Below are 20,957 nucleotides of genomic sequence, written 5' to 3'. Positions count from 1 at the left end.
GCTTCCTTTCAGGGGGCTTCGGGCAGGTCGACCAGGGCCTTCAGGCCGGCGCGCAGGCCCGGCGCGGGATCGCGCACCAGGAGCTTGAGCCGCATGAGGCCCGAGGCGTCCGGGCAGGGGGAGACCAGGACCACCTCGGCCTGCAGGGCGGTCATGCCCTCCGGGATGGACACGTGGACGGTGAGTTTCTGGCCGGGAACCAGGCGGGCGACCTTGTCGGGCCTGGCGGTGCAGAGGATGGTGGCCTTGCTCAGGTCCAGGATGCGGAACACCACCTGGGAGGCGCCCACGGCCTCGCCCAGCTCGCGGGTGCGCTCGACCACGAGGCCGTCGATGGGGGCGAGGATGGTGCGCAGGCGGACCTGCTCGGCGGCGGTCTCGAAATTGAGCCGCGCCAGCTCCAGGTCGATGCGGGACTCCATGGCCCTGGCCTCCGGGATCACCCGGTTGTCGAACAGGCTCCGGGCCCCCTTGGCCTCGTATTCGCGGCGGTCCAGCAGGGCCTTGGACCGCTTCATCTCCAGCTCCTCCAGCCGCGCATACAGCTGGGCCAGGGGCTGCCCCGCCTTGACGGTGTCCCCCTCGGCCGCCTTCAGGTCCACGACGTGGCTGGAGACGTGGGCGCTCACCTCCACCTTGCGGTAGGGCTGCACCGTGCCTTCCAGGGTCGGGGCCGCCGGGACCGGCAGGGCGAGGAGGAGGCAGAGAAGGGCGAAGCGGTGCATGGTGATCCCGGGATGACGTACCTCCAGGATAACCGCAGCTCCCGTAATTCTTCTGGATGTCGGTCCGGGCCGGCCCCTTCACCTCGGCGTAATCCGTTGGCGCGCAAGGGCGGACTTCAGAGCCGGAAGGCCTCCACCGAGGCCCGGAGGGTTTCGGCCAGCCGGGCCAGGTCCGTGGAGGCCTTGCGGATCTCCCCCACGCCCCGGGCGGTCTCCATGGTGGCGGTGGTGACGATGGCGATGCTCCGCGCCACCCCGTCCACGTCGTCCGCGGCGCGCCCGCTGGTGGCGGCCATGCCCGTGGTGCGGTCCGCCAGGTCCGCCATGTTCCGGGAGATGGTCCGCACCCCCAGGACGGCGTCCTGGACGTTGCGGCTCACCTCCTGGCCCCCGGTGGCGATCTCCCGCAGGTTGCGGCTGACGGTGTGGGTCCCGGCGGCGGCGACCTTGACGTTTCGGGAGACCTCCCCGGCGTTCTGCGCGGCCTCGGCGACTTTGGTGGAGATCCCGCCCGTGGTGCGGGTCTGCTCCTCAACCTCGACGGCGATGCCGGCGGAGATGGCGTTGATCTCGTCGATCACCGACACGATCCCCCCGATGGCCGCAACGGCCTGGCCCGTGCTCTCCTGGATCTCGGCCACGCGGGAGCGGATCTCCTCGGTGGCCGACGCGGTCTGCTTGGCGAGCTCCTTCACCTCGCCGGCCACCACGGCGAAGCCCTTGCCGGCATCGCCCGCGCTGGCGGCCTCGATGGTGGCGTTGAGGGCCAGGAGGTTGGTCTGGGCGGCGATGCCCTTGATGAGGTCCACCACCTTGCCCACCTCCTGGGCGCTGCGGCCCAGGTGGTCCATGATCCGCGCCGTGTCCCCGGCGGTGCGGGAGGCCCCGACGGCCACCGTGGCGGCCTTGCCGGCGCTTCGGGACACCTCCCGCAGGCTGGCGTCCATCTCCCGGATGGCCGCGGCCACCGAGTCCACGGCCCCCGTCATGGCCCCGGTGGAATCGGAGATCACGGCCATGCTGGACGACATCTGCTCCATGGATCCGCCCACCATGTCCAGGCTCACGCTCATCTCCTCCACCGCGGCCCCCGCGGTCTGGAGGCGCCCGTTGACCTGCTCGGACTCCGCCGCCACGGTGGCGCACTGGGCGTTGGTCTCGCCCACGCCCGCGGCCAGGTCCCGCACCTTGGCGTTGGCGCCCTGGGTGCCGGTCGAAGCCTGCTCGGCCTGCTTCAGGAGGCGCTCCGCGGTGCCGGCGATGACCGCGACGCTGGAGGAGAGCTCCTCCGACGCCGCGGCCAGGGTGTTGGAGGCCGAGCGGATCCCCGCCAGGGTCCGCCCCAGGCCCGCCACGGAGTTGTTCATGGCGTCGCCCAGCTCCTTGAAGTCGCCCCGGTAGTCCCCCGCGATGCGTTGGGTGAGGTCGCCCCGCTCCAGGGCCCCCACCACCCGGATCACCTCCCGGATGGGGGTGACCACGGCGTCGAGGGTGGCGTTGAACCCCGCCAGCAGCTCGCCGTAGGCGCCCATGGCGCCGTCCGTGCCGGCCCGGGCGCCCAGGTCCCCCTCGCGGGCCGAGCCGATGACGGCCCGGGTCTGGCGCAGCATGCCGTCCAGGGCGTCGATGCACCGGTTGAGGTTCGTCTTGATGGTGTTGAAGTCGCCGCGGTAGTCGGCGGTGATGCGCGGAGGGATGTCGCCCCGGGAGATGCGGTCCACGCAGTCCGCGGCCACGGTGAGCGGCCCGATGACGGCGTCGAGCGTGTCGTTGACGCCCTGGACGACCCTGCGGTAGTCGCCCTGGTGCCTGGAGGCGTCGGCGCGGGTGGCCAGCTGGCCCTCCACCGCCGCCCGGCTCAGCATGGCCGCATCGGCCACCAGGGCCTCCACGGCCCCGATGCACTGGTTGAGGTTGTTCTTGATCTCGTTGAAGTCGCCGCGGTAGTCGGCGGTGATGCGCGGGGGGAGGTCGCCCTTGGAGAGGCGGTCCACGTAGCCCGCGGCCACGTTGAGGGGGCCGATGACGGCGTCCAGGGTGTCGTTGACGCCCTGCACGATGCGCCGGAAGTCCCCCTGGTGCCGGGAGGCGTCGGCGCGGGTGGCCAATTGGCCCTCCACCGCCGCGCGGCTCAGCATGGCCGCGTCGGCCACCAGGGCCCCCACGGCGTCGATGCACCGGTTGAGGCTGTTCTTGATCTCGTTGAAGTCGCCGTAGTAGGTCCCGGTGATCCGGCCCGGGACGTCCCCCTTGGAGATGCGGTCCACGTGGTCCGCGGCCACGCGGAGGGGGCCGATGACGGCGTCCAGGGTGTCGTTGACGCCCTGCACGATGCGGCGGAAGTCCCCCTGATGACGGGAGGCGTCGGCGCGGGTGGCCAGCCGGCCCTCCACCGCTGCGCCGCTCAGCATGGCCGCGTCGGCCACCAGGGCGCCCACGGCGCCGATGCACCGGTTGAGGCTGGCCTTGATCTCGTTGAAGTCCCCCCGGTACTCGGCTTCGATCCTCGGTGGGAGGTCGCCCCTGGAGATCCGGTCCACGTGGTCCGCGGCCATCCGGAGCGGGCCGATGACCGCGTCGAGGGTGTCGTTGACGCCCTGGACGATGCGCCGGAAATCGCCCTGGTGCCTGGAGGCGTCGGCGCGGGTGGCCAGCTGGCCCTCCACCGCCGCCCGGCTCAGCATCCCCGCGTCGGCCACCAGGGCGCCCACGGCGTCGATGCACTGGTTGAGGTTGTTCTTCAGCTCGTTGAAGTCGCCCCGGTAGTCGGCGGTGATGCGCGGGGGGAGGTCGCCCTTGGAGATGCGGTCCACGTGCCCTGCGGCCTCGCTGAGCGGCCCGATGACGGCGTCGAGGGTGTCGTTGACGCCCTGGACGATGCGCCGGAAATCGCCCTGGTGCCGGGACGCGTCGGCGCGGGTGGCCAGCTGGCCCTCCACCGCCGCGCGGCTCAGCATGCCCGCGTCGGCCACCAGGGCCCCCACGGCGTCGATGCACCGGTTGAGGTTGTTCTTCAGCCCGTTGAAGTCGCCGGGGTAGTCGGCGGTGATGCGCGGGGGAAGATCGCCCTTGGAGATGCGGTCCACGTGGTCGGCGGCGGCGTTGAGCGGCCCGATGACGGCGTCGAGGGTGTCGTTGACGCCCTGGACGATCCTGCGGAAGTCCCCCTGGTGCTTGGACGCGTCGGCGCGGGTGGCCAGCTTGCCCTCCACCCCGGCCCGGCTCAGCATGCCCGCGTCGGCCACCAGCGCGTTGACGGCCCCGGTGCAGCGGTTGAGGTTGTCCCGGATCTCGTTGAACTCGCCATAGTAGGTTTCCGTGATGCGGCCGGGGATGTCCCCGGCGGAGATGCGCCCCAGGGAGGCCGAGCACACCTGGAGGGGCCGGATGATCCCCCTGGCCAGGGTCACCGCCAGGAACACGGACAGGCCCAGCGCCAGCGCCATCACCAGGGCCGCACGCGCCATGCCGCGCCGGGCATGGTCCAGGCTGGCCTGCACCATGGCCCGCAGATCGGCGCCCATGCGGGCCTCCACCGCCTTCAGGGCGTCGATGCGGGCCGTGGCGAGCCGGAACCACTGGGCCGAATCCGCCCCGAAGCCGCCCTGCCCGCCCCGGTCGAAGGCCACCGCCCGGAACCCGTCCACGCCCGCGGCGAAGGGCCCCTTCAGCTCCCTGTCGAGGAAGGCCGCCTGGGCGGGGGCCGCCAGGCTCCGGAAGGTCTGGACGCCGGCCTCCTGCTGGCCCACCAGGGAGCAGAAGCGCCGGAACAGGCCCTCCTGGAAGCGGTCGGCGGTGAAGGCCGTGTTGAGTGTGGCCCGCTCGATGCCCGACTGCTCCTTCACGCGCATCACCTGGAGGTAGGCCTGGGAGGTCGAGAAGAGCCCGAGATCCCGCGTGTTCCGGGGGATCTCCTCCACCACCTCCAGAAGGCCGCCGATGAGTCCTGAATAATTGGCCACGTGTTGGGGCGGTGCCACCGCCAAGGCGTCCGCCGACTGCCGCCAGCCTGTCAGCTTGTCCAGGCTCCCGTCCGCCCTGCGCACCTTGGCAAGGACGCCCGGCGCCTGGGCCCCCAGGTCCAGGCCCGAAAGGGTCCCCCGGAGGTCCGAGATGCGCAGGTCCGCCTGCTTTCGCGCCGCCGCCTTCTCGTCCACGAACCGCTTCCCGCCGCTGCTCAGATATCCGGCCGTGGCGCCGCGTTCCTTCTGGAGCTCGTGGACCACGTCGCCCACCCGGACGCACACCTCCGCGAGGGCCATGGCCGCCCGGGACTCCCGGTAGGCCTTCAGGCTCCCCAGGGCATCGGCCACGCAGTAGATGGCGAGGAAGGCCACCGGGATCGCCACCATGGCGGCGAGCCGCCCCCGGATCGTGCCCCGAACGTCGATGGACATGGCTGCCTCCGCTGCCGCGCCGTGAGGCGGGCAGAGGAATTTTCGGCACGGATGCCCTGCCCATGAGTTTCCGAGGAAATTAATATTCCGGGCCCTTGACACCTACGAATAGGTTCGTATCTTTGCTTCATCACCCCGGAGTCTCCATGAGCCCCGATCCCATCCGTCCCTCGGACGGCGAGCTCGCCATCCTGAGCGTCCTCTGGCGCCGGGGCCCCTCCACCGTGCGGGACGTGCACACGGAACTGGCCCGGGAACGCGACCTGGGCTACACCACCGTCCTGAAGCTCATGCAGATCATGGCGGACAAGGGCCTGGTCACGAGGGACGCCTCGGCCATGACCCACGTCTACCGCGCGGCCCGGGACCAGGAGCCCACCCAGGCCTTCCTGGTGCAGGACCTGGTCCGCCGGGCCTTCGGAGGCAGCGCCAAGGACCTCATGGTCCGGGCCCTGGAGTCCCAGGCGGCGTCTCCGGAGGAGTGGGAGGAGATCCAGCGGATGCTGGACAAGGCCCGCCGGAAGGCGGAGGCGCCATGAGCACCGCCGCCCTCGCCCCGTGGCTCCAGGCCTTCGCCTGGGGGCTGGTGCACTTCCTCTGGGAGGGCGCCCTCATCGGGTGCGCCGCCTTCCTGGCGCTGCGCTTCGCGCACCGTCCCCAGACCCGGTACCTGGTGGGCTGCCTGGGCCTCCTGGCCATGGTCCTGGCCTTCCTGGCCACCGTCGCCGCGGCGCGGCCGGAGGCCCTGGCCATCGAGCCGGCGGCGACGTTCTCCGGGGTCGTCACCGTGCTGCCACCGGATCTCCGGGAGCAGCTCCATGCGCGGCTGCCGTGGATCCTCCTGGCCTGGTCCGCCGGCAGCGGTGCCCTGGCCCTGAGGCTGGGGGCGGGTCTCCTTTGGCTCTACGGGCCCTGCCTGCAAGGAGCCCGCCCCGCGCCCGCCGCCCTCGAGGCCAGCCTGGAGCGCCTCCGCGAGGCCTTCCGTCACGCCCGCCCCGTGCGGCTGGTGGTCTCCGACCTCGTGGACTCGCCCCTGGTGGTGGGCTTCTGGCGGGCCGTCATCCTCGTGCCCGCCGCCGCCCTCCTGGCCCTGCCGGAGGCCTCCCTGGAGGCCGTCCTCGCCCACGAACTCGCCCACATCACGCGCCGGGATTTCCTCGTGAACTTCCTCCAGAACGTCGCGGAGGTCGTCTTCTTCTACCACCCCGCCGTGTGGTGGCTCTCCCGCGAGATCCGCGCGGAGCGGGAGCACTGCTGCGACGACGCCGCCGCGGCCCACTGCGGCGGGGGCCTGCGCTTCGCCCAGGCCCTGGCGGACCTGGAGGCCCTGCGCCACGGCCCACCCACCCAGCTGGCCCCCTCGGGCCACGGAGGCTCCCTCATGCACCGCATCAAACGCCTGCTCATTCCGATGCTTCCCACCCAGACCCTCACCCGCCCCGGGCTCCTCGCCCTGGCCGCCGTCACCGTCCTCGCCAACGGCGTCCACTGGACGCCCCTCGTGGCCGCGCCTCCGGAACCGCCCCTGAAGCCCGCCGTGGTTTCGCTCCAGGCCGCGCCCGCGGCCCCCGCCCAGGCCGAGCCCACCCGTGCCGCCCTCTACCAGCTGCCGCTGGAGGACCCGCCCGACGCCGCGGCGCGGTCCTCCGCGACCCCCCTCCCCGCCCCCCTCCCGGTGCCCGATGGTCCCGTCCCGGCCCCCGCTCCCCGCCCCGGGGCCGCCCTTGGCCAGGCCCCGAGAATCTGGCGGTTCCATGGGATGATCCCGGCCTTCGATTCTGCCAGGTTCTTCAGGGGCGTCGCCGACATCTCCGGGGGGGGGGCGGCGTCATTCGAGATCCCGCCCCACTCCCGGCTCACGCTCACGATCCGGCCGGATGGCGACGAACCCTTCAGGGGCTACAAGCTTCGGGTGGGACGGAAGGGCCACCCGGAGGAGAACGAGCTCCGCTGGCTCGAGAACACTTCCGACCAGACCCAGTACGTGGACGTGCGCGTATGTCCGCCCCTGATCGAGAGGTTCCATAGCGCTTTCATGGCCATGCCCGGGGGGCCCTTCATCCTGGAGGTGGAGCGGAGTTGGGATCCGGCCGCCCAGGATCCCAGGGCGAAGGCGGTGCCCTTCACCCAGGCGGCCATCAAGGCGCTGCCCCTGGTCAAGCTCGGTTCCATGAAGGTGTGGTACCACCCGCGCAGCCTGGACTACCCCCCCGCGGCCCAGGCCGCCCGGATCGAGGGCCTGGTCCGGCTGGAACTGGTGGTGGACCGGGAGGGCTGGCCGGTCCAGGTGACGGCCAAGGATGGGCCGGCCGGGCTCCGTGCCGCCGCCGAGGACTACGGCTGGCGCTTCTGCTTTTCCTCGCCGCCGGCCCGGATGAAGTACAAGGCCGTGCGGGTGGAGCTGGACGTGGACTTCCGCCTGGACCAGGCCGCCCCCTCCAGCCTGGACTCCCCGGCACCGCACTCCCCCTTCCGGTTCAATGGCGTGTTCATTCCGGCCCACGCGGCCATGGCCACCATCCAGGGCAACGCCAGCCGGAACCGGTTCTTCTCCTTCGAGATCCCGGCCAACGCCCGCCTCGGCCTGGACGTGAAGGCCGCCGGCGAGATCCCCCGGTCCAAGTACCGCCTGGAGGTGGTGCGCCAGGACGGACCGCGCGGCTTCAACGAGCGCGCCTTCAACAATACGTCCGGCCACGCCGTCATCGTCGACGTGGAGGTCCTGCCCAGCCGGAAGGCCAACGACGGACCCGGCCTGTCCCAGGACGCCATCGAGGCGGGCCCCTTCACGCTCCAGGTGACCCGCACCTGGGATCCCGCCGCCCAGGATCCCCGCGCCAAGGCCGCGCCCTTCCCGAAGGGCGGCCTGGAGGCGCTCCCCGAGGTGCCCATGGCCGATCTCCAGGTGGCCTACCGCCCCGAGAAACCCACCTATCCGCCGGAGGCGCTGGCCGCCAAGGCCGAGGCCGCCGTGAGGCTGCGGGTGGCGGTGGGCAGGGACGGCATCCCCCTCCACGTGGAGAGCGAGGGCGGCGCCCCGGAATTCCGGGCGGCCGCGGAGGCCTTCGCCTGGCGGTGGGTGTTCTTCCCGCCCACCATCGGGAAGGAGAACCGGGCCGTGCGGGTCTCCTTCGGCGTCAATTTCAAGCTCAATTAAAACAATAAATATTATCAACGGCTTGACATCCCGGCCGGCCGGTCCACAATTGCTACCATGGTATCGATACCATGGTAGCAATTGATATGGAGGCGGCATGGCCTACGGATACAAGATCGGGAGCCTCCCCCTCACAACCGTCCAGCGCCTCCCCAGCTACCTGCGCGTGGTGCGCGAGATGCGCCGCCTGGGTCGCGAAGTGGTGTCCAGCGCGCGCCTGGGCGAGCTGCTCGGCCTGGAGGCCGTGCAGGTGCGCAAGGACTTCGGCTTCATCGGCATCTCCGGGCTGCCCAAGATGGGCTACCAGGTGGAGGAGCTGGTGCTGGCCATCGAGCACTGCCTGAACTGGAACCAGGTGCGGGACGCGGTGCTGGTGGGCGTGGGCCACCTGGGCATGGCGCTCCTGGGCTACGAGGGCTTCCGGGCCCACGGGCTGGACATCTGCGCCGCCTTCGACATCGACCCCGCCCTGGCGGGGCTGGTGGTGAACAGCACCCCCGTGTGGCACATGGACCGGCTGGAGCCCGAGCTGCGCCGGCTCGGCGCGCGCATGGCCATCCTCACCGTCTCCCCCGACGCCGCCCAGGAGGTGGCCCTGCGCCTGGCCCGGGCCGGCGTCGAGGGCATCTGGAACTTCACCGGCTGTCCCCTGGACCTGCCCCCGGGCGTCATCGTCCAGGACCAGGACATCGCCATCGGCCTCGCCGTGCTCTCCGCCAAACTCTCCTCCCGGACCTAGGTCCGCCTCACGAAAGGGCATCCCATGCCTGATGCCGAAGGCCTGCCCACCCTCACCATCTGCCTCGGCAGCTCCTGCTTCACCCGGGGCAACGACGAGACGCTGCCCCGCCTCCAGGCCTTCCTGAAGCGCAAGGGCCTGGAGGACCGCGTGGCCCTCAAGGGCGCCCGGTGCGAGGGCCGGTGCCAGCACGGCCCGAACCTGCGCCTGGGGGACACGTTCCTGGATCCGGCCACCTGCCTGGAGGACCTGGGGAAGGCGCTGTGAGGCCCGGCCCGGTCTACTCCGAGCAGGCCCAGTGCCAGGACTGCTACAAGTGCGTGCGGGCCTGTCCCGTGAAGGCCATCCGGGTCAGCGCCGCCCACGCCACGGTCATGCCCGAGCGGTGCCTGGCCTGCGGGGCCTGCGTCTCGGCCTGCCCCAGCGGGGCCAAGCGGGTGCGGGACGACCTGCCCCTGGTGGAGGCGCTGCTGCGGGGGGACCGGCCCGTGGTGGTGTCCCTGGCGCCCTCCTACGTCGGCGAATTCCCGGGCGGTCCCGGGCGGATCATCGCGGCCCTCAAGCGCCTGGGCTTCGCGGGGGTGAGCGAGACCGCGCTGGGGGCCCAGGAGGTGTCGGCGCGCCTGGCGCGGGACCTGGACGCCCACACCGGCAGGATCTGGATATCGACCGCGTGCCCCGTGGCCGTGGACTATGTGCGCACGTACCTGCCGGAGCGCATCGCCGACCTGACGCCCCTGGACTCGCCGCTGCTGGCCCACGTGCGGCTCCTGCGGGCGGAGCTGGGGGACATGCCGGTGGTCTTCATCGGCCCCTGCATCGCCAAGAAGCTGGAGGTGGAGGACGCTCCCACCCTGGCCGCCGCCCTCACCTTCGAGGACCTGCGGGCCTGGCTGGCCCGGGAAGGCATCGACCCCCTGGACCTGGAGCCCGGAGGCGCCTTCCTCCTGGGCTCGGCCGCCGAAGGGGCCCTCTACCCCATCGAGGGGGGCATGGCCCGGGCCACGGCCCTCAGCATGGCCACCCGCGGCACCCGCTTCGTCACCCTCAGCGGCCTGGGCCCCATCCGGGAGGCGCTGGCGGACCTGCCCGCGCCCCGGGGCAACCTCTTCCTGGAGCTGCTGGCCTGCGCCGGCGGCTGCGTGAACGGTCCGGCCGCGCGGCGCTCCCCCGTGGCGGCCCGCATGGCGGTGCTGGACGGGGCCGCCGAAGCCGCCGGCGCCTACCCGCGGGAACCCGGCGTCCCCCTGGCCCGGGCCTTCGCCCCCCGCGTGCCCCCCGGAGACCCGGTCCCCGAGGGCCAGTTGGAGGCCGCCCTGCGCCGCCTGGGCAAGGCGGGCCCCGGGGACGAGCTGAACTGCGGAGCCTGCGGGTACGACACCTGCCGGGACCTGGCCGGCGCCATCCTGGGAGGCCGGGCGGAAACCCGCATGTGCGTTTCCAACCTGCGCCGCCTGGCCGAGAAGAAGGCCAACGCCCTGCTGCGCACCCTCCCCTTCGGGGTGGTGATCGTGGACGAGGAGCTGCGCATCATCGAGAGCAACGACCAGTTCGTGCGCCTCCTGGGCGCGGAGGCGGAGCTGGTGGCCGAGACCCAGCCGGGCCTGTGCGGCGCCCGGATCGACAAGCTCGTGGACTTCGGCGCCCGCTTCCGGGAGGTGCTGGATGGCGGCGACGAGCTGATCCGCCAGAACCTCGCCAGCGCCGGCGGGACGCTGAGCGCCACCATCTTCACGGTGGAGCCGGGACGGGTGGTGGGGGCCCTCCTCCTGGACGTCACGGAGACCGAGGCCCGGCAGAAGGAGATGGTGGGCAAGGCCGAGGAGGTCATCCACAACATGCTGGCCAACGCCCAGGAGATCGCCTTCAGCCTGGGGCGCAATGCGGCGCGCAGCGAGGGGATCCTCAACTCGATCATCGCCGAGTTCCGGGGGCCCCATGGAGCCTGAGGCCCGCTTCATCGAGGTGGACCACTTCGGGCTCCCCTGCGGCGGCGAGCACCTGTCGGGCGACCTGTTCCACTCCCGCAGCCTGGAGGACGGCCACCGGGTGGTGTCGGTGCTGGCCGACGGCCTCAGCAGCGGCGTGGAGGCCGCGGTGCTGGCCTCGGTGACGGCCTCCATGGCCCTGGAGTACGTGGAGTGGAACATCGACACCGCCCAGGCCGCCGCCATCCTCATGGACTCCCTGCCGGTGGACCCCGTGCGCCGCATCAGCTACTCCACCTTCACCATCGTGGACGCGCGCCGGGACGGGCGCACCCGGGTCTTCGAGCACGGCAACCCGCCCATCATGCTCATCCGCGACGGAGCCCTGGTGCCCCTGGAACGCACCGTCCTGGCCCAGCCCCGGTGGGGGAACCGGCGCCTGCGCGTGAGCGAGTTCCAGAGCAGCGTGGGCGACCGCATCGTGCTCTGCTCGGACGGGGTGACCCAGTCCGGCATGGGCACCCCGGCCCACCCCCTGGGCTGGGGGGAGCCGGAGGCCGCCGCCTTCGCCCTGGGCAGGCTGGCCCGCACCCCGGACCTCTCCAGCCGGCGCCTGGCGGAACTCCTGGTGGACCGGGCCCTGTGGAACGACGGCGGCGCGGCCGGAGACGACGTCACCTGCGGCATCATCCACCTTCGCCGGCCCCGGGTGCTCCAGGTGCTCACGGGGCCCCCCTTCGATCGGGCCCGGGACCGGGACTTCGCGGCCCTGGTGGACGCCCCCGGTTCGCGCAAGGTGGTGTGCGGCGGCACCACCTCCAACATCCTGGCCCGGGAGCTGAACCGGGAGGTGGAGATGGACCTCTCCCTCCACGACCGGGAGGTGCCCGCCCCCTCCGCCATGGCCGGCGTGGAACTGGTCACCGAAGGCTGCCTGACCCTCGCCAAGGTCTCCGAATACCTGGAGGCCGGCGCCTGCCCGCGGCGCAACGCCGCCTCGCGCCTGGTGGAGCTCCTCCTGGAATCGGACGTCATCCACTTCCAGGTGGGCACCGCCGTGAACGAGGCCCACCAGGACCCGGCCCTGCCCGTGGAGCTCGACATCCGCCGCAACGTCATCAGGCGCGTCGCCGCGCTCCTGGAGACCCGGCACCTGAAGAAGACGCGGGTCTCCTACTACTGAATCAGGGGGCTCACAGGAGCTGGCTCAGCAGGGTGAGGGCAGGCACCACAAGGGGCCCGCGGGCCGCGAAGCAGTCCGCATCCACGTAGGGCAGGCCGAGGACGGCCTGGAAGGCATGCGGTGCCGCGGTCTGCTCCTGGAAATGGGCCAGGGCCGGCGACAGGCGGGTCTCGCTCTTCTTGACCTCCACCAGGAACCAGGGCTTCTGGTCCCGGATGACCAGCAGGTCCACCTCCCGTTTCTGCTTGTCCCGGAGGTAGCGAAGTTCGAATTCGCCCAGGCCCAGGTCGGTCCAGCCTTCCACCGCCTTCAGCAGATGGCAGGCCACCAGCGTCTCGGCCCGGGCCCCGTCGTCGGTGATGCCGCTCCAGTCCCGCAGGAACCACTTGGGCTCCTTGCGCAGGGACTTGGCGACATTCGTGAACCAGGGCCGGACCAGGAACCCGAAGTGCAGCCGGGCCAGGAGGTCCACCCAGCGACGAACCGTCTCAGGAGCCACGCCCAGTTCCGCCGCCAGATTGGCATGGACGAGCTGCTGGCCGCTGCGCTCGGCCAGGATCCGCATCAACGTCTCCATGCTTCCCAGTTCCTGGACCCGGGTGACCTCCCGCAGGTCCTCCCGCGCGAGCTGGTCCATGCGCAGGGAACGCCAGCGGCGGGTGAAGCGGACATCACGGCGCACGAACGGTTCCGGAAACCCGCCATGGGTCCAGAGCGCCTCCCAGTCCTCCGGCGGGATGGGAACCGGGGGACGGATCTCCTGGTCCGGTACCTCCACCCGGACGCACTCGGCCACGGACCAGGGATGCATGCGATAGAGCAGGTAGCGCCCCATGAGGCTGTCGCCCCCGCGCCTGAACACGTCCAGGCGGGAACTGCCCGTCACCAGGACCTGGGCCCGGTCATGGTAGGTGTCGAAAAAACCCTTCAGAAGCTGTTTCCACTTGGAGTACTTGTGGAGCTCGTCCAGGACGACCCTCACCGGTTCCGTCCGCAGGCGGTCCAGCCCCAGACGCTCCGCCAGGGCCCCGGGCCCCAGGAGGAGCATGCGTCGGTCATCCTGGTTGTCCCAATTGAAATAGGCTGTCCCCACGGCCCGGCAGGCGGTGGTTTTGCCCACCTGACGCGCCCCGCTGACCAGGGCCATCTGCCGGTTCCTCCGGAAGTGGTCCTCCAGCACGGTGGCGTACAAACGAGGGCGGTCGCTCATGGGACCATTTTTATATAATTCGTCTTTTAGTCCAGACTTTTTTAAGTATAAGTTACTTTTGGTCCTGGAGCCATTCGTGCCCGGCCCCAACCCTGGCCGCGCCCGGAGGACTTCCTTGCTACAATTCCTCCAAATCCAGTCACTTATCGTGCGCAATGGGAATCCCCAGGAGGCTCTCCATGCCCATCCTCATCCGGCTCCCGGCGGCGATGCTGCTTCCAGACGACCCCGGGGCCGCGGGGGACGCGGGTTCCCTCCTCCCCAGCAGCCCCCGGCCGGAGCCAAGACGGTCCCCCCGGAGGCCTGGCGCCCGCCTCCGGTGGAGCCGGACCGGGCCTGAAACGGAAACGGGCCGCCCGGACAGGAGTCCGGGACGGCCCGTTTCATCGTGCGGTGCTCCAGCCTACTTGGCGATGCCCTTGGGATAGCACAGACCACCGGTGATCTCGATGGTCGTGGCGTTCAGGGCCTCGTTCTCGGCGGCGGTGCCGATGATGGACGCGATCTCGTCGGGGGAGACGAGGCGGCCCAGGTGCACGTCCTCCAGGATGCTCTTGAGGGCCTCCTGGTTCATGCCGGTGAGCATGGGCGTGGCGGTGTAGCCCGGCGCGATGGCGACGCAGCGGACGTTGCGGATGCCGCGCATGAGGAACTCCCCGATGATGATCTTGGGCATCAGGGCGTCGGCGACCTTGGCCGAGGAGTAGTTGATCTGGCCGACCTGGCCGCACTTGTTCACGGAGGAGATGGGCACGAGCAGCCCGGGCCACCCGCCGTTGACCATGGCCTCGGCGGCGTCGCGCATGGTGAGGAACGTGCCGGTGAGGTTGGTGTCGATGACGGCGGCCCACTTGTCCAGGCCCAGCTTCTTCGATACCTGGCCGGTCTCCTTGTCCAGGCTCAGCATCGTCCCGTCCCGGATGATGCCGGCGCTGGACACGCAGATGTTGAGCTGGCCGAAGGCCTCCAGGGTGCCCTGGATGAAGCGGGCCGTATCGGCCTCGCTGGTCACGTTGGCCTGGATGCCGATGCACTCGGCGCCCATCTCCTTCACGTCCTTGACGACGCGGTCGATGTTCTTCTGCACCATGTCGACGATGGCGACCTTGGCGCCCCGCTTGGCGAAGTACTTGACCACGGCCTCGCCGATGCCATTGCCTCCGCCCGTTACGAGAACGACGCTACCTTTGATTTCCATAATGGATTCCCTCTTGGTTGGATGATTGAGATCAGTGCTTGGGCGTGACGCTGTCCTTGTCCCAGTAGATGAAATTGGGATGGAGCACGTCGGGTCCGACGATCTTGAGGTCGCCGATGCGGTTGGGATGGGCCACGTCCGGGCCCACCGACTTGATGCCCACGGGGAAGACGGTCCTGATGACCTTCAGCGCCCGCTTTTCCGCTTCCTCTTCGGTCGCGCCCGGGAACAGGCCCGCGCCGGCGACGGCGGGAGCGCCGCCGCCCCTGGCGCAGAGGATGTCCCAGCCCTCGCCCCGCTTCTCGACGGTGAACTGCATGTCGTTGTAGTTGATGGGGTTCATGAGAGCCCTCCCTAGAGTTTCCGAAGGACCGTCACGCAGTTGGTGACCGCGGAACCGCCCACGTTGAAGGCCACGCCGATGTCGGCCTTCCTGGCCTTCACGCCGATGGCTTCGCCGATCAGCTGCTTGTAGATCAGCGCGTGCATGGAGGCGCCGGTGGCGCCCACGGGGTGCCCCTTGGACTTCAGGCCGCCCGACAGATTGATGGCGATCCTGTCGTCCCGGGTGAAGCGCCCATCGAGGTAGTCGTAGCCGGCGCGGCCGTCGTCGGAAAATCCCAGGGCCTCGGTGGAGATGATCTGGTTGATGGTGAAGCAGTCGTGCACCTCGGCCAGGTCGATGTCGGACGGCACGATGCCGGCCTCCTTGTAGGCCTTGGCGGCGGCGTCCTTGCCGGCCATCAGGTCGTACATGTTCGGGCGCACGCTCTCGGAGAGGCGCTCGCAGGAGTGGCCGATGCCGGCGATGGAGACGGCCCGGTGCTTGTCGGCCACGTTGGCGGTCTGGGTGATGACCAGGGCCGCGGCGCCGTCGGTGACCAGGGAGCAGTCATGCAGGCGCAGGGGAGCGGCGATCATCATGTTCTTGCAGCGGCCCTTGGGGTCCAGCTCGTTGAGCTTCATGATCTCTTCCACCGAGGCCGGGCCGTTCTTCACGTGGGCCAGGGGGTTCTCCGCGCCGTTCTTGTAGCAGAGGGCGCCGGCGGTCCAGAGCATCTTCTCCAGGTCCTCGTTGGAGATCTTGTACTTGGCCTGGTAGCCCTTGGCGTATTCGGCGAAGAGCATGGGGAAGGACATGCCCCGGGAACCCTCGGTCGGCCAATGGGAGGAGCAGGCCAGGACGTGGGTCATCTGGGGGGTGGGCAGGAGGTTCATCTTCTCCACGCCGATGACCAGCACGTGCTTGTAGCGCGCCGCCTCGATGGCGTAGATGGCGTCGTAGAGAGCCACGGAGCTGGAGGCGCAGGCGCACTCGCAGCGGGTCATGGGCTTGAAGCGCAGGGCGGGGTCGATCTCGGCGGCGATGGGGGCCACGTGCTCCTGGTTGATGAAGGAACCCGGGGAGCAGGAACCGACGAAGACGGCGTCGATGTCCTTGGCTTCCAGGCCGGCGTCCTTGATGGCGCCGCGGCCGGCTTCGATCAGCAGATCGTAGTAGGTCTTGGTGTCGGTCATCAGGCCGGTCTTCTTGTCCTTCTTGACGAAGGCGCCGAACTCCGTGTTGTAGGCACCGATGATGCTGGCTTTGCTCATAGAGAGTGTCCTTATGAGAGGGAGGGCGCGGAACCTAGGCTCCGATGCCGTCCTTGTGGGTTTCCTTGGCGAAGTAGACGGCCACGACGGTGATGAGCACCAGGGCGATCATGTAGTAGGCGATGTAGGTGAAGGCCAGGTTGTTCTCGATGCCCTTCTTGAGGAGGTAGGTGGCCACCAGCGGCGAAAGGCCGCCCGCGAAGATGGAGGCCAGCTGGTAGCCCAGGGAGGCGCCGCTGTAGCGGACGCGGGCCGAGAACATTTCAGAGAGGAAGCTGGCCTGGGGGCCATACATCGCGGCGTGGCCCATGGTCACGGGGATGACGATGGCCAGGGCGATCATCGCGGGGGACCTGGTGCCCAGCATCCAGAAGAAGGGGAAGGCCATGAGGCCGCAGAAGACGGCGCCCCACATGTAGACGGGACGGCGGCCGAGCTTGTCGGACAGGGCGCCCCAGCCGGCGCAGGTGAAGATGGCGAAGAAGGCGGCCCAGAGCAGGCCGTTGAGGCCGACGGCGCGGTCCATCTTCAGGTAGGTGGAGATGTAGACCAGGGAGAAGGCGGTGAAGACGTAGAAGAGGCCGTTCTCGGCGAAGCGCACGCCCATGGCGATGAGGATGTTCTTGGGGTGCTTGGTGATGGCCTCGATGAGGGGCATCTTGGCTTCCTGCTTCTGGTCCTTCAGTTTCTCGAAGACGGGGGACTCGGCGATGGTCATCCGGATCCAGATGCCGACGGCGACGAGGGCGAAGCTGAGCAGGAAGGGAACCCGCCAGCCCCAGGAGATGAAGGCGGCATCGGCGGCGGCCTTCGTGTCGGCCCGGAGGAACCACATGGAGTTGGCCGCACGGAAGACCATGGTGGACAGCAGGAGGCCGATGAAGGCGCCGAGCTGGGGCCAGGAACCGTAGAAGCCGCGCCGGTTGGCGGGGGCGTGCTCCACGGCCATCAGCACCGCGCCGCCCCACTCGCCGCCCAGGCCGAAGCCCTGGAGCAGGCGCATGGTGATCAGGAGCACGGGGGCCCAGATGCCGATCACGCTGTAGGTGGGCAGCATGCCGATGCAGGCCGTGGCCAGGCCCATGATCATCAGGGTGAGGTAGAGCATCTTCTTGCGGCCGATCTTGTCGCCGAAGTGGCCGAAGACGATGCCGCCCAGGGGGCGGGCCAGGAAGCCCAGGGAGAAGGTGGCGAAGGCCAGCAGGGTCCCGACGATCGGGTCGTAGCTGGGGAAGAAGATCTTGTTGAACACCAGCGCCGCGGCCGTGCCGTAGAGGAAGTAGTCGTACCATTCGATGGAGGTGCCGATCAGGCTGGCCAGTGCGACCTTCACGATCTGCTTGTGCCCGACTTCGACTGGGGCCGGACCGGTGCCCTTTGGTACTGCGGGACTTAGAGTGGTCGTCACGAGAGCTCCTTGGAAAAGGGTTGAGGTTAAGAAACCGGGTGGTTGGGTTGTTTGTTGCCAACAGCTGCGCCCCGGGACGCCTGGCGGCGCCCGGGGTGCCTTCCGTTCATTCCTTGGGCAGCATGTCCAGGAGGCCCATGGGCTCGTCCCGGAAGATGCGGTAGTCCATCAGCTTGAGATCCGGGGCGAGGATCGGGGCGAAGTCCATCTGCCCGAGGATGTCCCGGTCCAGGTCCACGCCGGGGGCGATCTCGATGAGCTCCAGGCCCTTCTCCACGAGGCGGAAGACGCAGCGCTCGGTGATGTAGAGGACCCTCTGGCCGTTCTTGAAGGCCTGGGAACCGCTGAAGGTGCGGTGCTCCACCTCCTTCAGGAACTTCCTGCTGGCCCCTTCCTTGACGATCCTGAGGGAGCCCTGCTCCACGGCGATCTCCAGCCCGCCGGCCGTGAAGGTGCCCACGAAGATGACCACCTTGGTGGACTGGGAGATGTTGATGAAGCCGCCCGCGCCGGCGAGGCGGGGCCCGAACTTGCTCACGTTCAGGTTGCCGTGGCGGTCGGCCTGGGCCAGCCCCAGGAAGCAGATGTCCAGGCCGCCGCCGTCATAGAAGTCGAACTGGGAGGGCTGGTCGATGATGGCCACCGCATTGGACCCGGCGCCGAAGCTGAGGCCGCCGGCGGGCACGCCGCCGATGCCGCCCGGCTCGGTGGACAGCGTCATGAAGTCGGAGGCGCCCTCCTCCACCGCCACGATGGAGACGCCCTCGGGCATGCCGATGCCCAGGTTCACGTTGACGTTGGGCTTGAGTTCCATGGCCGCGCGGCGGGCGATGATCTTGCGCTCGCTCATCTCCAGCATGGCGATGGAGGACATGGGGATGCGGATCTCCCCGCTGTAGGCGGCGTTGTACTGCTCGCCGAAGGTCTGCATGTGCAGTTCGGGCTTCTCGGCCACAACCACGTAGTCCACCAGGACGCCGGGGAACTTCACGTCGCGGGGGTTGAGCGTGCCGCGGTCGGCCAGGCGCTCCACCTGGACGATCACCTTGCCGCCGCTGTTGTGCACGGCCATGGCGATGGCCTGGCCCTCCAGGGTCAGGGCCTCCCGTTCCATGGTGACGTTGCCGTCGGGGTCCGCGGTGGTGCCGCGGATGATGCCGATGTTCAGCGGCATGGCGTTGTAGAAGAGGTAGTCCTTGCCGTGGATCGAGATGTGTTCGACGAGATCCTCGGTGGTGCGCTTGTTGATCTTGCCGCCGCCGAATTCCGGATCCACGAAGGTGCCCAGGCCGATCCTGGAGATGGTCCCGGGCTTGCCGGCGGCGATGTCCCGGAAGAGGTGGGAGATGACGCCCTGGGGAAGGTTGTAGGCGTCGATCTTCTCGGCCAGGGCCAGGGCCTGCAGCTTGGGCGCCAGGCCCCAGTGCCCGCCGATGACCCGCCTGATCAGGCCTTCATGGCCCAGGTGGTTGAGGCCCTTCTCCTTGCCGTCGCCCTGGCCCGCGGCATAGATGAGGGTGAGGTCCCGGGGCGTCTCGGTCTCCAGGAAGCGCTTCTCCAGGGCGATGGCCACGTTCTCGGCGAAGCCGATCCCCACGAAGCCGCAGGTGGCCACCGTGTCGCCGTTCCTGATGCACTTGACGGCCTCCGCGGCCGTGGTGACTTTGCTGCGCCGGACGCGGGGTCCGGCCGGGGCGAGCGTCTGACTCGACATGGGAAGCTCCTGGAAAAGGGATATCCAGGCTCTTTTGCAGAGGTCGTGCCAGATCCAAGGGCTTAACAATCGCCAATAAAATCAGAGTTTAGGAAAAACCTTCATCGGACTCCTGTCTCTGATTTGAGATCGCCGGGTTCGCAACATCTGAATCAGGCCTCATTTTTTCCCGCCGGCAAGCTTTGGACACTGGAGTTATCAGTTTCCGTCTCTCGATGGAGACATGTCTCTGTTTGGAGACAGCTCCTTCAGGGCGGTCCGCCGCTTGTAGAAGGTGGCCCGGCCGATGCCCAGGCGCCGGGCGGCGTCCACCACCTTCCCCTGGCAGGCCTTCAGGGCCGAGTCCAGCACCAGCCATTCCGCCTGGGCCATGGCCTCGGCATAGGTGGCGGCGGGGGCCGGGGCCTGGCGGGGGGGCGGGTGGGGGCCGTGCTTGAGCAGGCCGTGGAAGTCCGAGGCCTCCAGGAGGTGTTCGTCGGTGTTCATGACGGCCTGCTCCAGGACGTTGCGCAGCTCCCGCACATTGCCGGGCCAGGAATGGTTCAGCAGCAGGGCGATGGCGTCCGGGCTCAGCTCCCGGCAGAGGGTGGCGTTCTGGACGCCCACCTTCTCCAGGATGTGCTCGCACAAAAGCTCGATGTCGCCCTGGCGTTCGCGCAAGGGGGGCAGGGCGATGTTCAGCACGTTCAGGCGGTAGAAGAGGTCCTTGCGGAAGCGGCCCTCGGCCACCATGGCGTCCAGGTCCTGGCTGGTGGCGGCCACGATGCGCACGTTCACCCGGATCACCCGGTTGGACCCCAGGGGCTCGAACTCCTGCTCCTGGAGCACCCGCAGCAGCTTGGACTGGAGGGCCAGGGGCATGTCGCCGATCTCGTCCAGGAAGAGCGTCCCGCCGTTGGCCAGTTCGAACTTCCCGGGCCTCGGCTGGCGCCCGGCCCCGGTGAAGGCCCCCGGCGCCACCCCGAAGAACTCCGCCTCCAGCAGGGTGTCCGGGATGGCCGGCACGTTCACGATCACGAAGGGCTGCGCCTCCCGGGGCCCTCCGGAGTGGATGGCATGGGCCAGCAGCTCCTTGCCCGTGCCGGTCTCGCCCCGCAGGAGCACCGGCGCCTCCAGCATGGCCGCGCGCCGGGCCAGGCGCCGCACCTCCATGGTCGGGGGGCTGTTGCCCAGGAAGGAGGAGAAGGTGTATTTGGTGCGCCGGGCCTCGGCCAGTTTCTTCTGGGCCCGGGCCAGCTCCTTCTGGAGGCTGGAAAACCGTTCGAACAGGGGCTTCAGGGACTCGTAGTGGCTGAACAGGGCGAACCCCACCGCGCCCACCACCTCCCCCTCCTTGTCCCGCAGGGGGATGCGCATGACCACGAAGGTCTGGCCGTTGGTCTCCAGCAGGTCCAGCAGGATGGGCTGCTTGGACTGGACCACCTGGCGCATGAGGCTGTTGGGGATGACGGCTTCGATCTCCTGCCCGATGGCCCAGGCGGGATCCACGCTCAGGCGGGCCGCATAGCGGTCGTTGATCCAGACCACCCGGGCGTTCCGGTCCACGATCACCGTCCCCTCGCACAGCCCCTCGAAGCAGTCGAACATCGACTGCATGGCCTGCTGCTGAAGCCGGACCGGATCCTGCAGGGTGTGGGGGGGGAGGGTCAAGGGGGGGCCTTTGGGGTAGGTGCCGTCCATTATAGGAGTCCGGTCCTATAAT

14 protein-coding genes and 1 pseudogene are annotated in these 20,957 nt (G+C 69.5%); 6 read left to right on the top strand and 9 right to left on the bottom strand.

What is annotated here, in order from left to right; all coding sequences use genetic code 11:
• Positions 1-8 precede the first annotated feature (8 nt).
• On the bottom strand, positions 9-725 hold the full coding sequence (locus tag RAH40_RS11850; RefSeq protein ID WP_306597742.1) for an efflux RND transporter periplasmic adaptor subunit: 717 nt from the start codon (positions 723-725) through the stop codon (positions 9-11).
• A 116-nt stretch (positions 726-841) separates the two neighbouring features.
• Entirely contained in the window at positions 842-5,122 is a 4,281-nt protein-coding gene (locus tag RAH40_RS11845; protein ID WP_306597741.1) for a nitrate- and nitrite sensing domain-containing protein, read from the bottom strand.
• Positions 5,123-5,268: 146 nt separating this feature from the next.
• Here RAH40_RS11845 and RAH40_RS11840 point away from each other — a divergent pair, with 146 nt between their 5' ends.
• From RAH40_RS11840 to RAH40_RS11815, 6 genes are all read left to right on the top strand, one after another.
• On the top strand, positions 5,269-5,661 hold the full coding sequence (locus RAH40_RS11840) for a BlaI/MecI/CopY family transcriptional regulator (RefSeq protein WP_306597740.1): 393 nt from the start codon (positions 5,269-5,271) through the stop codon (positions 5,659-5,661).
• Entirely contained in the window at positions 5,658-8,279 is a 2,622-nt protein-coding gene (locus RAH40_RS11835) for a M56 family metallopeptidase (RefSeq protein WP_306597739.1), read from the top strand. The genes RAH40_RS11840 and RAH40_RS11835 overlap by 4 nt, the downstream gene beginning before the upstream one ends.
• A 97-nt stretch (positions 8,280-8,376) precedes the next feature.
• Complete coding sequence (locus RAH40_RS11830; RefSeq protein ID WP_306597738.1) at positions 8,377-9,018, top strand: redox-sensing transcriptional repressor Rex; 642 nt, start codon at positions 8,377-8,379, stop codon at positions 9,016-9,018.
• A gap of 24 nt (positions 9,019-9,042) precedes the next feature.
• On the top strand, positions 9,043-9,285 hold the full coding sequence (locus RAH40_RS11825; RefSeq protein WP_306597737.1) for a (2Fe-2S) ferredoxin domain-containing protein: 243 nt from the start codon (positions 9,043-9,045) through the stop codon (positions 9,283-9,285).
• Entirely contained in the window at positions 9,282-10,967 is a 1,686-nt protein-coding gene (locus RAH40_RS11820; protein WP_306597736.1) for a [Fe-Fe] hydrogenase large subunit C-terminal domain-containing protein, read from the top strand. Before RAH40_RS11825 ends, RAH40_RS11820 begins: the two co-directional genes overlap by 4 nt.
• Complete coding sequence (locus RAH40_RS11815; RefSeq protein ID WP_306597734.1) at positions 10,957-12,129, top strand: SpoIIE family protein phosphatase; 1,173 nt, start codon at positions 10,957-10,959, stop codon at positions 12,127-12,129. Before RAH40_RS11820 ends, RAH40_RS11815 begins: the two co-directional genes overlap by 11 nt.
• A 10-nt stretch (positions 12,130-12,139) precedes the next feature.
• On the opposite strand, the gene RAH40_RS11810 is transcribed toward RAH40_RS11815, so the two are convergent.
• The 7 genes and pseudogenes from RAH40_RS11810 to RAH40_RS11780 form a co-directional block, all read right to left on the bottom strand.
• On the bottom strand, positions 12,140-13,339 hold the full coding sequence (locus tag RAH40_RS11810; RefSeq protein ID WP_306597733.1) for an ATP-binding protein: 1,200 nt from the start codon (positions 13,337-13,339) through the stop codon (positions 12,140-12,142).
• A 403-nt stretch (positions 13,340-13,742) separates the two neighbouring features.
• Entirely contained in the window at positions 13,743-14,537 is a 795-nt protein-coding gene (locus tag RAH40_RS11805) for an SDR family NAD(P)-dependent oxidoreductase (protein ID WP_306597732.1), read from the bottom strand.
• A gap of 31 nt (positions 14,538-14,568) precedes the next feature.
• The gene (locus RAH40_RS11800) at positions 14,569-14,880 is read right to left on the bottom strand and encodes a hypothetical protein (RefSeq protein WP_306597731.1); all 312 of its coding nucleotides are present in this window, start codon (positions 14,878-14,880) and stop codon (positions 14,569-14,571) included.
• Positions 14,881-14,891: 11 nt separating this feature from the next.
• Complete coding sequence (locus tag RAH40_RS11795; protein ID WP_306597730.1) at positions 14,892-16,133, bottom strand: hypothetical protein; 1,242 nt, start codon at positions 16,131-16,133, stop codon at positions 14,892-14,894.
• A gap of 34 nt (positions 16,134-16,167) precedes the next feature.
• Positions 16,168-17,466, bottom strand: coding sequence for an MFS transporter (locus tag RAH40_RS11790; protein ID WP_306597729.1), 1,299 nt, complete (start codon positions 17,464-17,466; stop codon positions 16,168-16,170).
• A gap of 205 nt (positions 17,467-17,671) precedes the next feature.
• Positions 17,672-19,255 (bottom strand): annotated as a pseudogene (locus tag RAH40_RS11785) (acyl CoA:acetate/3-ketoacid CoA transferase); the annotation flags it as partial.
• Positions 19,256-19,453: 198 nt separating this feature from the next.
• Entirely contained in the window at positions 19,454-20,851 is a 1,398-nt protein-coding gene (locus RAH40_RS11780; RefSeq protein ID WP_373432575.1) for a sigma-54 interaction domain-containing protein, read from the bottom strand.
• Positions 20,852-20,957: the final 106 nt, after the last annotated feature.

The organism is Geothrix sp. 21YS21S-2, from assembly GCF_030846775.1.
GTDB lineage: Bacteria > Acidobacteriota > Holophagae > Holophagales > Holophagaceae > Mesoterricola.
This window is presented reverse-complemented; position numbering and strand designations above follow the sequence as displayed.

What these genes read in the sequence shown, in the direction of transcription:
- RAH40_RS11845 (WP_306597741.1), bottom strand. Translation starts at nt 5,122, where the DNA reads ATGTCCATCGACGTTCGGGGCACGATCCGGGGGCGGCTCGCCGCCATG.
- RAH40_RS11810 (WP_306597733.1), bottom strand. Translation starts at nt 13,339, where the DNA reads ATGAGCGACCGCCCTCGTTTGTACGCCACCGTGCTGGAGGACCACTTC.
- RAH40_RS11780 (WP_373432575.1), bottom strand. Translation starts at nt 20,851, where the DNA reads ATGCAGTCGATGTTCGACTGCTTCGAGGGGCTGTGCGAGGGGACGGTG.
- RAH40_RS11825 (WP_306597737.1), top strand. Translation starts at nt 9,043, where the DNA reads ATGCCTGATGCCGAAGGCCTGCCCACCCTCACCATCTGCCTCGGCAGC.
- RAH40_RS11830 (WP_306597738.1), top strand. Translation starts at nt 8,377, where the DNA reads ATGGCCTACGGATACAAGATCGGGAGCCTCCCCCTCACAACCGTCCAG.
- RAH40_RS11835 (WP_306597739.1), top strand. Translation starts at nt 5,658, where the DNA reads ATGAGCACCGCCGCCCTCGCCCCGTGGCTCCAGGCCTTCGCCTGGGGG.
- RAH40_RS11815 (WP_306597734.1), top strand. Translation starts at nt 10,957, where the DNA reads ATGGAGCCTGAGGCCCGCTTCATCGAGGTGGACCACTTCGGGCTCCCC.
- RAH40_RS11805 (WP_306597732.1), bottom strand. Translation starts at nt 14,537, where the DNA reads ATGGAAATCAAAGGTAGCGTCGTTCTCGTAACGGGCGGAGGCAATGGC.
- RAH40_RS11850 (WP_306597742.1), bottom strand. Translation starts at nt 725, where the DNA reads ATGCACCGCTTCGCCCTTCTCTGCCTCCTCCTCGCCCTGCCGGTCCCG.
- RAH40_RS11840 (WP_306597740.1), top strand. Translation starts at nt 5,269, where the DNA reads ATGAGCCCCGATCCCATCCGTCCCTCGGACGGCGAGCTCGCCATCCTG.
- RAH40_RS11795 (WP_306597730.1), bottom strand. Translation starts at nt 16,133, where the DNA reads ATGAGCAAAGCCAGCATCATCGGTGCCTACAACACGGAGTTCGGCGCC.
- RAH40_RS11800 (WP_306597731.1), bottom strand. Translation starts at nt 14,880, where the DNA reads ATGAACCCCATCAACTACAACGACATGCAGTTCACCGTCGAGAAGCGG.